Source organism: Deinococcus aquatilis DSM 23025, from assembly GCF_000378445.1.
GTDB lineage: Bacteria > Deinococcota > Deinococci > Deinococcales > Deinococcaceae > Deinococcus > Deinococcus aquatilis.
Window position 1 is genome coordinate 14,676 of the sequence record NZ_KB899736.1, and the last position, 12,404, is coordinate 27,079.

General features: G+C 62.7%; 11 protein-coding genes. 7 read left to right on the top strand and 4 right to left on the bottom strand.

Translation table 11 applies throughout. The annotated features are described in order from the left end of the window. Nucleotides 1–6: 6 nt before the first annotated feature. Nucleotides 7–492: a ribonuclease E activity regulator RraA gene (rraA, locus tag F561_RS0118605; RefSeq protein ID WP_019011479.1), complete on the bottom strand. Its 486-nt coding sequence runs from the start codon at nt 490–492 to the stop codon at nt 7–9. Nucleotides 493–843: 351 nt separating this feature from the next. On the opposite strand from rraA, the gene F561_RS0118610 reads away from it, so the two are divergent. From F561_RS0118610 to F561_RS27380, 7 genes are all read left to right on the top strand, one after another. After that, nucleotides 844–1,824 (top strand): LacI family DNA-binding transcriptional regulator, encoded by a 981-nt coding sequence (locus tag F561_RS0118610; protein ID WP_019011480.1) that lies wholly within the window; start codon nt 844–846, stop codon nt 1,822–1,824. After that, nucleotides 1,821–3,050 (top strand): extracellular solute-binding protein, encoded by a 1,230-nt coding sequence (locus F561_RS0118615; protein ID WP_019011481.1) that lies wholly within the window; start codon nt 1,821–1,823, stop codon nt 3,048–3,050. The genes F561_RS0118610 and F561_RS0118615 overlap by 4 nt, the downstream gene beginning before the upstream one ends. Nucleotides 3,051–3,147: 97 nt before the next feature. Further along, nucleotides 3,148–4,302, top strand: a complete 1,155-nt coding sequence (locus tag F561_RS0118620) for a carbohydrate ABC transporter permease (RefSeq protein ID WP_019011482.1) — start codon at nt 3,148–3,150, stop codon at nt 4,300–4,302. A 60-nt stretch (nt 4,303–4,362) separates the two neighbouring features. After that, nucleotides 4,363–5,892, top strand: a complete 1,530-nt coding sequence (locus tag F561_RS0118625) for a carbohydrate ABC transporter permease (protein WP_019011483.1) — start codon at nt 4,363–4,365, stop codon at nt 5,890–5,892. Nucleotides 5,893–6,189: 297 nt separating this feature from the next. After that, nucleotides 6,190–8,076 (top strand): amylo-alpha-1,6-glucosidase, encoded by a 1,887-nt coding sequence (locus F561_RS0118630; RefSeq protein WP_019011484.1) that lies wholly within the window; start codon nt 6,190–6,192, stop codon nt 8,074–8,076. A gap of 161 nt (nt 8,077–8,237) precedes the next feature. Beyond that, complete coding sequence (locus F561_RS27375) at nt 8,238–8,873, top strand: hypothetical protein (RefSeq protein ID WP_019011485.1); 636 nt, start codon at nt 8,238–8,240, stop codon at nt 8,871–8,873. 82 nt (nt 8,874–8,955) lie between these two features. Further along, entirely contained in the window at nt 8,956–9,285 is a 330-nt protein-coding gene (locus F561_RS27380; RefSeq protein WP_019011486.1) for a hypothetical protein, read from the top strand. Nucleotides 9,286–9,292: 7 nt separating this feature from the next. Here F561_RS27380 and F561_RS0118645 read toward each other — a convergent pair whose 3' ends face one another. From F561_RS0118645 to F561_RS0118655, 3 genes are all read right to left on the bottom strand, one after another. Beyond that, nucleotides 9,293–10,207: an ABC transporter permease gene (locus F561_RS0118645; protein ID WP_019011487.1), complete on the bottom strand. Its 915-nt coding sequence runs from the start codon at nt 10,205–10,207 to the stop codon at nt 9,293–9,295. Further along, nucleotides 10,200–11,180, bottom strand: a complete 981-nt coding sequence (locus tag F561_RS0118650) for an ABC transporter ATP-binding protein (RefSeq protein WP_040381220.1) — start codon at nt 11,178–11,180, stop codon at nt 10,200–10,202. The genes F561_RS0118645 and F561_RS0118650 overlap by 8 nt, the downstream gene beginning before the upstream one ends. A gap of 235 nt (nt 11,181–11,415) precedes the next feature. Next, nucleotides 11,416–12,360 (bottom strand): aldo/keto reductase family protein, encoded by a 945-nt coding sequence (locus F561_RS0118655; protein WP_019011489.1) that lies wholly within the window; start codon nt 12,358–12,360, stop codon nt 11,416–11,418. Between the last annotated feature and the right edge of the window lie 44 nt (nt 12,361–12,404).

Below are 12,404 nucleotides of genomic sequence, written 5' to 3' on the forward strand. Positions count from 1 at the left end.
GTCAGGTCAGGGGGCTGCAATGACCAGAATGCCGTCCTCATCGGCATAGAGTTGATCGCCGGGGTGAATGGTCACACCCGCAAACGTGACGGCCATGCCCGCTTCACCCTGCGCCTCCTTGCCGCTGCGCCGGGGGTGGGCCGCCAATGCCCGAATTCCGATGGGCAGCGCCCCGAGTTCGGCACTGTCGCGCACGCAGCCATAAACGATGGTGCCCGCCCAGCCGTTCTGCACGCCAAATTGCGCCAGCATTCCGCCCAACAGCGCACAGTTCAGGCTGCCGCCACCGTCCACGACCAGCACGCGGCCCAGCCCCGGCGTTTCGAGGGTTGAGCGCACCAGCGGGTTATTTTCCAGCACTCTCAGGGTCACGGCAGGGCCAGAAAAGCGCGACCAGCCGCCGTAGTTTCGGAAGACCGGAGCTAGAATCTGCGCCTCCGGGTGTGCGTCGCTGAGGTCGGTGGTGGCAAAAGTAGCAGGCGAGGGGGTCATGATGGAGCGTACCGGAGAGCGACAGGGCAGAATAAGTACCGACGGGGGAACGCAACTGCGGAGCCTAGAGCCACCGCACGCGACGCCCGCCACGCGAGAGCCTGTGTCTGGTGGAGTGGGTGTCCGGTGAAGCAAACCGCGCCTGGATGAAGAAGCTTCATGCGCTCTTATGGAGGGCTTGACAGGTGTGAAATTAGGCGCACAATGGTCTTGTAACCGATTACAAAAACTCGGCGTGACCAACCTGGGTCACACCCGGCCTCCCCGCGGATGCTTTGCCACACCAACTCTGGCGCTCCCGTTGACTATGTAACCGGTTACGTATTTTCAAGGAGAGCTAAAACATCACCTATGTCTGACGCCCTGATCCGCCCCACCATCGACGATATTGCCCGCGCTTCCGGCGTGAGCAAAGGAACCGTGAGCCGCGTGATCAACGGGCATTCCACCGTGGCCGAGCGCACCCGCGCCCGTGTGCAGGAAGTGATTGCCAGGCTGGAGTACACCCCCGACCCCGCCGCCCGCAACCTGAGCTGGCGCACCGGGCAAACGCTGGGGCTGTCTCTGGACCGCGACGACCCCATGCTCAGCCCCTATCAGGTGTTGTTTCGGCGGGCGCTGGAGGCCCATACCGCGCCGCTTGGCGTGCAGTTGTTGGATCTGCGGGCCGACCTGACCCGTATGGCCCGCCTGCCCAGTGCCGTGCTGATCATGCACGCGGTAGAGGGCGACCCCCGGCTATCTTTCTTGCAGCAGGCGGGCGTGCCTGCCGTGCTGATCGGGCATCATCCGGCATCGTTCTGGGTGGCCCCGGACGATGAAGGCGGCGCACATCTGGCAACCATGCAACTGCTGGAAGCCGGACACCGCCAGTTGGCCTACCTGGGATCTGGCCCCAGTCAGGTGGCCCAGGACCGTCAGCGGGGATTCGAGCGGGCGGCACGAACGGTCGGGGCCGACACTCAACTTCTGGCCGCCGATTTCACGGTGTTGGGCGGCTACCGGGCAGTGCGGCGGGCATGGGAAGCGGGCGTGCGCTTTACGGGTCTGTTTGCCCAGAGCGACGAAAGCGCCATCGGCGCAGTGGCCGCCCTGGAAGACCTGGGCCTCAACATTCCGGGCGACGTGTCCGTCGTGGGCTTCGACGGCCTGCCCGAATTACCGCTGCCCTACGCCCTGACCACCGTTTCTCAAGATATTCCCCGCATTGCCAGCACCGCACTCACGCTTGTTGGGGAGGCCATCTCGGGTGGCATTCCCCGTGGCGAATTTATCCCTGTTCAGCTTATTTCCGGCGCAACGGTTGCGCCTGCCCCCGGAGGGTCATCATGAAGATTCAGAACGCACTCCTGCTCAGCCTCGCCGTCCTCGCCTCCAGCGCCGCCGCCCAGACCACCGTCAAGATCAACGGTTACGGCGGCACCGATCCTGCCGTGGTGGGCGACCTGATCAACAAGTTCGTGAAACCTGCCCTTGCCAAAGACAAGATCACGGTGGTCTACGAGCCGCTGCAAGGCGACTACAACAAGTCTCTGACCACCCTGCTGGCCGCCGGAACCGCTGGCGACGTGTTTTACCTGCCCGCCGAAACCCTCAGCGGCTTTGTGGCAACCGGCAAGGTGCTGCCCCTCAACGGCGTCGTCAGCACCACGCCCTACATCAAGAGCCTGAATACGGCCTTCACGCAGGGCGGCAAGTTGTACGGCATCGCCAAGGATTTCAACACCCTGACGCTGGTCTACAACAAAGACCTCTTTGACGAAGCCAAAGTGGCCTACCCCAGCAACAACGACACCTGGACAGACCTGCAAACCAAGCTGACCACCCTCAAGAAGAATCTGGGCAACGAGTACTACGGCATCTGCCTTCAGCCCAACTTTGACCGCTTCGGTGCGTTCGCCTATGCCACCGGCTGGAACCAGTTCGATGCCAAGGGCAAGACCAATCTGGCCGACCCCCGCTTTGCTGAAGCCTTCAACTTTTACACGGGCCTCGCCAAGAACAAGGTGGGTATCACGCCCAGCGAAGTCTCGGAAGGCTGGACGGGCGGCTGCCTCAAGACCGGTAAGGTGGCTGTTGCCATCGAGGGCGGCTGGGTCGTGAACTTCCTGCGCGACAACGCCCCCAACCTGAAGTTCGGCACGGCACTGATGCCCAAGAACAATAAGACGGCCAAGCGCGGCAACTTCCTGTACACCGTGGGCTGGGCCATCAACTCGGGCACCAAGAACAAGGCCGCCGCGACCAAGGTGCTGAACATCCTGACCAGCCCCGCCGTGCAGCAGTACGTGCTGGAGCAGGGCTTGGCGATTCCCAGCCGCAGCGCCCTGCAAAGCAACGCCTACTTCAAAAAGACCGATGCAGGCGCAGTGAACAGCCGCCTCGTGTTCGACGGCGCTTCCGACGGCAACGTCAAGGCCTTTACCTTCGGGCCTCAGGGTGCCGATTGGAGCAAGCCCATCAACGACGCCCTCGCCGCCGTCCTCAGCGGTCAGAAGAGCAGCGCCGACGCCCTGAAAAAAGCCCAGCAGGACATGAACACCTTCCAGAACCGCTGATCTTTCCCGCCGAGGGTTGATCTGTTCAGAGGGTCGGGAGGCGAGTTGGCCTGCCCCCGGCCCTCTGCCATTGTTTTCCACCGCTGCTGGAGGGCCTATGACCACCACCGATCCCACTGCCAAGCCTCCTTCAATCAGGCCGAAGGCGACCCGATCCAAGCAGAGCCAGACCACCACCACGGCCCTGCTCTTCCTGTCTCCATTTCTGATCACTACGCTGGTGTTCTTCTTCTATGCCTTTGCCCGCGCCATCTATTATTCGTTTACCGATTTCAACCTTTTCAATACGCCCAAACTCATTGGCATCAAGCCTTATGTGGATGTGCTGGCCGATCCATCGTTCCGGCGGGCACTGGCCAACAGCCTGATTTTTGCCATCGTGACCACCACGCTGCAAACCGTGTTCTCGCTGCTGATGGCGGTGGCCCTCAACAACCGGATTCGCGGCATGGCCTTCTTCCGCTCGGCGTGGTACATGCCTTCCATCACGTCCAGCGTGGTCATTACCCTGATTTTTCTGTGGCTGTTTCAGCGCCGGGGCATCGCCAACTACCTGATTACCCAGTGGCAGGCGGCCCAGCCCCTGATTCTGGCCTTTCTGGGCGTGTTGATCGTGGTGCAGGTGGCGCAGGTGCTGTGGGAGAGGTCGCGCAAGCTGCCCGCAGGCTGGTTTGATCCGGCGCTGGCCGCCGTGAGCGCCCTGATTGCCCTCGTGGTGGTCTTCGTACTCAATTCCACCGGAGTCATCGGTCTGCGCGAAGTGGCTCCCTACGACTACCAGTACTTTGCCGACAAGTGGATCAGTATCGGCGGCGTGCGGGTGCTGAGTATTCCGCTGCTGGTGGTCATCATTCAGAACACCTTTACCACCGTGCCCACGCTGATGCTGTTCTTTCTGGCGGGCTTGCAAAGTATTCCCGGCTCTCTGTACGAAGCCGCCGACATCGACGGGGCCACGCCCTATCAGAAACTGATGAACGTGACGGTTCCGATGCTGCGCCCCGTGACCTTTTATGTGGTGACGGTGGGACTGATCGGCACCATGCAGATGTTCGATCAGGTGGCCGTGATCGGCTCGGCGGCCCCGCAGGACACGTTGATTACGCTGGCCTACTACGTGTACACCAATACCTTCAAGAACGGCGCGGCCCCGGTGAACATGGCCTCGGCGGCGGCCATCATTCTGGCCCTGATCATCCTGTCGATGGTCTTTATTCAGCGCAAATTCTTTGTGGCCCCGGAAGCCAACTGAGATGGCCCGCAGCAACTTTTCTTCAGGAAGTTCAGAGAGTTCTGGGCAGGAGGCGGCAGTATGACGGTCATTCAGGCACAGCGCAGGGCGGCGGCTTCGGGCAACGATGCGTGGCTTGCGCGGCGGCGTTGGGCGCGGGCAGGCTGGCTGTACGTGTTCATGCTGGTCATGAGTTTCTTTTTTCTGGGACCATTCCTGATGGGCCTGCTGAGCAGCATGAAGGACAACCCCAACGAGTACCCGCCCAAGCTGGTCATTCCGCAACTGACGGCGCAGTACGTGAGCCGCGCCTACAACCTGGGCGTGCAGGGCGGAAGCAACGGCTGGAACGGTGGCCTGACTCCGGGCCGTCAGGTGGTCTTCGAGGTCTCGGTGCGCTCTCCGGCAGACGCCCCGCAGGACGCGCCCACCGTGAGCCTGTTTCCTTATCAGCCCGTGAGTCTGGTGGCAATTGCCCGCCAGGCACAGGCCAAGGATTACGCCAAGCTGAGTACCGTACAGGTTTCGCAGAGTGGAGACACCAAGATTTACCGCACCACCGTCAGCTACCCCGTGCTGACCGCGCAAACGGGCGAGGTGATCCGCGCCAAGCTGACTACACCCGACAGCGACGTGAAGGCGCAGCTTCCGGGCGGCGAAATCGTGAAGGTGACGCTGGATACGCCCGCCGCACAGGAGAAGCAATACGAACTCAGCGAAACCCAGCAGGTGGAACTGGTCAAGGCAGGCGAGAACTACTATCTGCGCGGGCCGTTGTTCGAGCGCACGCCGATGCAGGTGGACGTACAGCGCGGGCAGACCATCGTGAACAGCACCCTGCCGCCCAGCGATAAGCAGAATTTTGACCGCTCGTTCGCCTTCCGTAACATCACCCCCGGCATTCTGGGCTACACCTTCAACAACTATCGCCGCGCCTTCAACGAAACGATGGACCCCACATCGGGCCGCAGCCTGTTCTTTTCCTGGGTGCTGAATTCGTTCCTGTACGCCTTTCTGCGCGTGGCCGCCGCCATAGTGTTCTGCTCGCTGGCCGGATACGCGCTGGCCCGCATGGAGTTTCCCGGCAAAAACCTGATCTTTCTGGGGGCCGTCCTGTTTGTGCAGATGGTGCCCAGTCAGGTGAATCTGGTCAGCAACTACGTGCTGCTCAAGGATTTGGGCCTGCTGAACATCTGGGGGCTGTGGTTTAACGGCCTCGTGGCGGCGGGCGGCGTCTTTCTGATGAAGCAGTTTTTTGAGGGGATGCCCAAAGAGCTGGAAGAATCGGCCAGCATAGACGGCGCAGGCCCCTTTACGACCTTCTGGAGGGTGATGCTGCCGCAGGCTGGCCCCGCCCTGATCGCCCTCGCCATCACGCAGTTTCAGGGCGCATGGAACGACTTTTTCTGGCCACTGGTGCTGCTGCGCCAGAACACCGACTTCACCCTGACGGTGGGCCTCTCCAGCTTCTCGCAGCTCTACGGCGGGCAGGGCGATTACGGCCTGATTCTGGCGGGCGCGATCTTGTCGGCCATTCCCGTGATCATCGTGTTCATCATTTTCCAGCGGTACTTCGTGGATACAGGCTCCGACAGCGCTGTGAAGGGCTGAGGCTGGGCAACACGACCCCCCCCACCCCCCGGACAACTGCGCTTTTGGTGCTCCACTTGACTGGTACAGCCCGAAGGGAGGGGGGCCGGCAGCGAAGCCGACTGGGGGGTTACGCCCGGAACGTGACCCAGCCCAACAAAGATCAATCCCCCTTCGCCTCTCCCCTCTTGCCAAAACTCAGAACACTCTGCCTCTGTAACCGCTTACAATCTGAACGTTTGAGTTTCCTCCAGCTTCCGCCCTGTCCCGCAGTTTTCCGCTTTCCTTCCCGCCACACGCCGCCCCCAAGGAGCGTCCATGCTCAATACCCGCACTGTTCTCAAAGAAAATGATCTGTATCTCGTGGGAGACCGTCATTACGACATTTCCGAGGGCGAGAGTGGCCTGTACCGCCGCGACACCCGCTTTCTGAGCCGCTACGAATGGCGCCTGGACGGCGAGCGCCCGCAACACCTCCTGCAGCACGAACGCTACCCCTTCTGGCTGCACGAACACAGCGCCAATGCCAACGTGGGCTACACCATGAAAGTGGGCCTTTCCCGCGACCTGACGCTGACGGGCAGCGAAATTCGGGACACCCTGACCGTGACCCGCTATCTGGGTGAAGGCCCGCACACCCTGACGCTGGCGCTGGCCGCCGATTTCGTGGATATGTTCGAGGTGCGCGGCTGGCCCGGCGGCCTCGGAGAACGCATGGTGAGCATTCAGGAGGTGCCTGGCGGGGTGGAATTCAGCTATGTCGCCGGAGACGGGCTGCACAGCCGCGCTCTGGTGCATGTTTCGCCCGCTGCCGCCTGGGACGGCGAGAAGCTGATCTGGCACCTCACGGAAGCCGAGACGCGAATTCAGGTCAGCGTGTTTCCGCTGCAAGGGAGCGAGCAGCCCACCACCGGCGACCCCGCAGCTCTGGCCGCCGAATACGACGCGCTACACGGGGCACTGAACCTCAAACTCTCCGACCCGCTGGATCAACAGGTGCTGGATCAGAGCATCGAAGACCTGCGGAGCCTGTCGTTTCAGACCGATCAGGGCCGCTTTCCGGCGGCGGGCCTGCCGTGGTTCGTGGCTCCGTTTGGCCGCGACAGCCTGATTATCTCCCTGATGGTCAAAGATCATCTGCCCGAATTGGCGCTGACGGTGGCCCGTTACCTCGCAGCGCGGCAGGGCAGCAAGTACGACAGATCGACGTTGGAAGAACCCGGCAAGATCTTGCATGAGGAGCGCATCGGGGAATTGACGCGTATGGGGCACACCCCGCACCGCCCCTACTACGCCACCGCCGACGCCACGCCCCTGTTCGTGTGGCTGGTGGGCGAGCTGAGCGCCGCGCACCCCGACATTGCCCGCGAGTTGCGCCCGCAGTGGGAAGCGGCCCTGAACTGGTGCCTGACCGACGGCGACCCCGATGGAGACGGCCTGATTGAATACACCCCCGACCCCGGCGGGATTACCAACGCCGTCTGGAAAGACAGCGGCGACTCCACCTTTACGGCTGAGGGAGTGGATATCAGCGGGCATGTGGCCGTCGTGGAGGTGCAGGGCTACGCCTACGCCGCCTACCTCGCTGCTGCCCGGATGTACCGCCTGCTGAACGAAGAGGCGGGTGCGGCGGAATGGGAGACCCGCGCCGCCCAACTGCGCGAACGCTTTCACGCGGCTTTCTGGTGGCCCGAGAAAAACTACTACGTGCATGGCCTGAACGGAGATAAACAGCCCCTGAAAGTCCTCGTCAGCAACCCGGCACACACGCTCTGGACGGGCATTGTGCCGCCCGAATTCGCGCCGCAGGTGGCCGCTACAGCGCTGGGCCAGCAACTCTGGAGCGGCTGGGGCATTCGCACGCTGGGCGAGGGCGAAATTCGGTATAACCCGGTGTCCTATCACAACGGCAGCGTGTGGCCGCACGACACCGCCGCAGCCGCGCTGGGCATGCACCGCTACGGCCTGAACGCGCAGGCAGGGCAGGTGGCCCGCGCCCTGTTCGACGTGGCCCGCGCCGCCGACGACCGCCGCCTCAGCGAACTGCTGGCCGGATTTAAGCGCGAGGCCCACACGCCGCCCGTGCCCTATCCCGCCGCCTGCCACCCTCAGGGCTGGGACGCCGCCATTCCCCTGGCGCTGGCGCATCTGCTGGAGCACGTGCAGGAGCAGCAGCCGGGCAAATTGGAAAACGAACTGGCCTGAAGAGGGTGTGGGAAGGGTGTGGTGGCCGATGAAAGTCTGCGCCTGAGGGTTTGTGGCCCCTGGCCCATTCGAGCTGCCCACCCCTGCCAGGTGCCTTCTCACCGTGTGTTCTCTAAACCGCCCCTCACCCATTGCCGGGTGCGGGGCGGCACACTTGAGGAATGCTGGATAACATTCTGAACAGTGTGCGCCGGGGAGCCGAACGCGTGCAGCGCCGGGGCGAGGAAGTCGCTCAGGTGACCAAACTCCGGGTCGAAGTCTTCCAGCTCACGCGGGAGCAAGACGGCCTGTTTGCCCGCCTGGGCCGCTCCTATCATGCCGGGGCCGACGTCAGCGTGCTGGAGAGCGTTCAGGAAGACATCCGCCGCATAGACGACGAGATCAGCGCCCGCGAGCGCCTGATTCAGGAACTGAACACGGCAGCAGCGGAGCCTGTAGAGGGCGGTTCGGTCGTGCGGCAGGAGGCTGGAGCGCAGACCCCGCCCACATACCCGGCAGCCACGGAACCCACCGTTCCAGATGCCATGCCGCGCCCCACCCAGAACGTACAGACCAGTGCAGTGCAGCCCAGCTCGGTTCAGTTCAGCAAGGAGACTCAACCCATGACGCAGTCCGACGACAAGACGACCCTGACCAACCCCAACCCTACCGTCGAGCACAGCGATGAAAAGCTGACCCCCACAGACAAGGCGGCGGGCGTAGGTGACGAGGCTGCCCGAGACAAGCTCTACCGCCGCCCCAACCATCTGGAAGAAGCCGAGAACGCTTCCAAGCATCCCGACCCTCTGGACTTATAAGACCCTTCACTGTTGAGCTTTTCTGAAGACCCTGCGTACAGGCGGCACATTCGCCTCACGCGGGGTCTGTTGTCATGGGCCAATGACCCCAGAAACAAATACATCCAGCGTCGTGGCTATCCGGGGAGCATGGACGGGCGAGGTCGCTGACCCTGCCCGGACGTTTACAGGCACGGTCACCAACTCGGAACTGAGCGGCTTACAGCCCGGAGACGAGGTGAGCGTGGCCTATCAGAGCAGTGGTGGCCGGGTACCGGGAGCCAAAGAGCACGGACGTTATGCCCTCAGTGCACATGGGTATGTCTGGCCCCTGATGAGCTTTGTGACGCGCCCCAATACGGGCGGTGTCCAGCGGGACGACATTCATGAACGTGATTGGCTGGCCGAAGTACTGCCAGTCAAATCCGTATAAGTCCGTCCTACAGGTCCTTGCGGCTGAACCTCCACATGGCGGCCAGCACGGCCAGAATCGCCAGAGCACAGGCCCACAGCACCAGCCCCACCGCAATCGGTTCGCTGCCGAAGATGGGATTTGCGCCCCGCGCCATCTCTCCGAGTTGCAGCACCGCCGCATTCTGGAGGTGATAACTGGCCCCCAGCCACAGCGCATTGGTGGGCATGACAAAATTGGCGACCTTGCCCAGCGTGACCAAGGTGGGGCTGTCGGCAAACGAACCGATGGTACTCAGAATGCCGCCCGCAAAACCCACACCGTACAGCACGAACACGCCGATGCCGTTGGCAAGCGTGCTGAACAGCGTGCTTCCAAGAACCGTGAGGCCCGTGATGACCACGATGGCGAGCAGGATCAGGCCCACAGCGGGCAGCGGCGCAGGCGGAACGAACCCGGTAATGAGATAAATCCCGCCCAACAGGGCCGCACTGACCAGCGCGATATACGACACGTTGACGATAGTAAAGCCCAACCAGCGCCCCAGCACCAGCGCGGCCCGCGTGACCGGGCGGGCGATCACGCTCTGCATCACGCCGTTTTCTACGTCGGCACTGACCGCGCCCACTGTAGACAGCACGGCCATCAGCGACCCCAGAAAAAACACCAGATACATACCGAACGCCGACGCGTACACGATGGGCGCGTTGGCTAAACCGCTGATGCTGCGGCCATCCAGCCCAGCGTCAATGGCGCGTTGATCCAGCGTGCCCTCCAGCCGGAAGATGCCGTAGAGGTAAAAGCCCACGAAGGCCCCAGTCAGCACCAACAGCACGATGACCAGCCGTTTGCGAACAGCCTCGCGCAAAGAAAGTTCTGCGATGAGCAGGGTATTGCGCCCGAACGAAGGCGTCTGGGGCGTAGAAAGAGCTGAATCAGACATGGGCAGCCTCCTGACGCGGCGAAGTGGCTTCGGGCGTATCTTCGATCAGTTCGAGGAACATGGTTTCCAGATCAGGGCGGCGCGGCGTGAGGGCATAGAGCCGCGCCCCGTGAGCATGAACGGCGTTGGCCAGCGCGGGCACATCCTCGCGGCGCTGTACCCACAGTTCTATATCGGCGTGGTCGGCGTTCTGGGTGTCGGTGTGGCGCACCTCGCCAATGCGGGCCAACGCTTCCAGCAGCGGTGGCGTCAGGCGGTCTACCCGCACGCCCACGGGCAGCACATCGCCCATCAGTTCGCGCATACTGCCCTGCCGCAGCACCCGCCCCGCCTTCACGAAGGCCACCCGGTCACACACCTGCTCCACTTCCGACAGCAGGTGAGAATTCAGAAACACCGCCACACCCTGCGCCCGCAGCCCCTCGATGATCTCGCGCACTTCTACGCGCCCAATCGGGTCGAGGGCACTGGTGGGTTCATCCAGAAAGACCAGTTGGGGCCGCGCCAGAATCGCCCCGGCCAGCCCCGCCCGCTGCAACATTCCCTTGGAATAGCCGCCCAGAGACTCTGCGCCGCGCCCGCCGAGGCCCACCGTTTCCAGCACCTGCGGAATGCGGGCGCGGAGTTCGTCGGCCCGCAGGCCCGCCAGCCGTCCGTGAAAACTCAGGAATTCTTCGGCGGTCATCCACGTCTGAAAGCGGAACTGTTCGGGCAGGAATCCCAGCCGGGAACGCACGGCGGGGTCAGAGGGATGGCCGCCCAGTACGCGCACTTCTCCGCCGCTGGGGTGCACCAGCCCCAGCAACATCTTGACGGTGGTGCTTTTGCCCGCACCGTTGGGGCCGAGGAATCCGAACACCTCGCCGGGTTGCACGGTCAGCGTGAGGCCGTCCACAACTGCTCGCCCCCGGTACACCTTCTGAAGTTCCCGCGTTTCTATGGCCGGTAGTGAAGAGGAAGGCCGCTGCGTCATCTGGTCAGCATAGGGCGCGGAAGGGCCGAGCGAGAGCGGCGAAAGTTGCAGACTGGCGGCAGGGGAAAAGAAAACCCGACCTGCTGTGGGGGCAGGCCGGGAAAGGGTGGAAGGCGAACCCCCCCGTTGCTGGCGCAACGCCCCCCCTTAAAGGGGAGGACAAGGGCTGTTGCGCTCCCCTTGAGGGGGGCTGGCGGCAAATCCGACTGGGGGGTCTACACGCGACTTTATCGTCTCAGCGGGTCAGCACAGCTTCGATCTTGCTGTTCACGTCTTCGCTGAGGCGCACTCCGGCGGCCTTCACGGTGTCCTCGATCTGGCTGACCTTGGTGGCCCCAGTAATCACGCTGCTGACGCCGGGTTGACGCAGAATCCACGCCAAGGCGAGTTGTGCCCGCGTGATGCCCAGATCGTCGGCAATGGGTTTCAGGTCGCGCACCTTCTGGATGTTTTCATCGGTCAGGAAGTTCTTGCTCCAGTTCTCGTTCTCGGTCAGGCGTGCGCCTTCGGGCTTGCCTTCATCGTATTTGCCGGTCAGCAGGCCCATCGCCAAAGGACTCCAGACCACGAGGCCCACGCCCGCATCCCCGGTGTAGGGCAGGATTTCTTTTTCCACGCGCTCGCGGCGCAGCATGGAGTATTCGGGCTGCTCGGTCACGGGGGCGTGCAGGCCGTGTGCGCGGGCAAATTCCACAGCCTGAGCAATTCGGGCAGCGGGCCACATGCTGGTTCCCCAGTACATGGCGCGGCCCGAACGCACGACCTGATCGAAGGCCATCACGATTTCTTCCATCGGCACATCGGGGTCGTAGCGGTGGGCAAAATAGATGTCGAGGTAATCGGTGCCCAATCGCTTGAGGCTGCCGTCGATGCTTTCCAGAATGTGCTTGCGGCTGAGGCCCCGGTCATTCACGTCGTCGCTCATGGGCCAGAAGACCTTGCTGGAAATGACCAGCGTGTGCCGGGGCAATTCGCGCAGCACCGCGCCCATCATCTCTTCGGATTTGCCACGGGCGTACACGTCGGCCTGATCGAAGAAATTCACGCCTTCCTCGTACGCCTTCATCACGATGTCGCGCACCAGTTGCGCTTCATTCACGCTGCGGCCATAGGTTTCCCAACCGCCCAACGCCACTTCACTGACTTTCAAGCCACTCTTGCCCAGGTTCCGGTATTCCATGCGGGTACTTTACCGAATAAAGCAGGAGACAGTTTGGGAAACTG

What these genes read in the sequence shown, in the direction of transcription:
- F561_RS27380 (WP_019011486.1), top strand. Translation starts at nt 8,956, where the DNA reads ATGACCCCAGAAACAAATACATCCAGCGTCGTGGCTATCCGGGGAGCA.
- F561_RS27375 (WP_019011485.1), top strand. Translation starts at nt 8,238, where the DNA reads ATGCTGGATAACATTCTGAACAGTGTGCGCCGGGGAGCCGAACGCGTG.
- rraA (WP_019011479.1), bottom strand. Translation starts at nt 492, where the DNA reads ATGACCCCCTCGCCTGCTACTTTTGCCACCACCGACCTCAGCGACGCA.
- F561_RS0118655 (WP_019011489.1), bottom strand. Translation starts at nt 12,360, where the DNA reads ATGGAATACCGGAACCTGGGCAAGAGTGGCTTGAAAGTCAGTGAAGTG.
- F561_RS0118610 (WP_019011480.1), top strand. Translation starts at nt 844, where the DNA reads ATGTCTGACGCCCTGATCCGCCCCACCATCGACGATATTGCCCGCGCT.
- F561_RS0118630 (WP_019011484.1), top strand. Translation starts at nt 6,190, where the DNA reads ATGCTCAATACCCGCACTGTTCTCAAAGAAAATGATCTGTATCTCGTG.
- F561_RS0118650 (WP_040381220.1), bottom strand. Translation starts at nt 11,180, where the DNA reads ATGACGCAGCGGCCTTCCTCTTCACTACCGGCCATAGAAACGCGGGAA.
- F561_RS0118625 (WP_019011483.1), top strand. Translation starts at nt 4,363, where the DNA reads ATGACGGTCATTCAGGCACAGCGCAGGGCGGCGGCTTCGGGCAACGAT.
- F561_RS0118645 (WP_019011487.1), bottom strand. Translation starts at nt 10,207, where the DNA reads ATGTCTGATTCAGCTCTTTCTACGCCCCAGACGCCTTCGTTCGGGCGC.
- F561_RS0118615 (WP_019011481.1), top strand. Translation starts at nt 1,821, where the DNA reads ATGAAGATTCAGAACGCACTCCTGCTCAGCCTCGCCGTCCTCGCCTCC.
- F561_RS0118620 (WP_019011482.1), top strand. Translation starts at nt 3,148, where the DNA reads ATGACCACCACCGATCCCACTGCCAAGCCTCCTTCAATCAGGCCGAAG.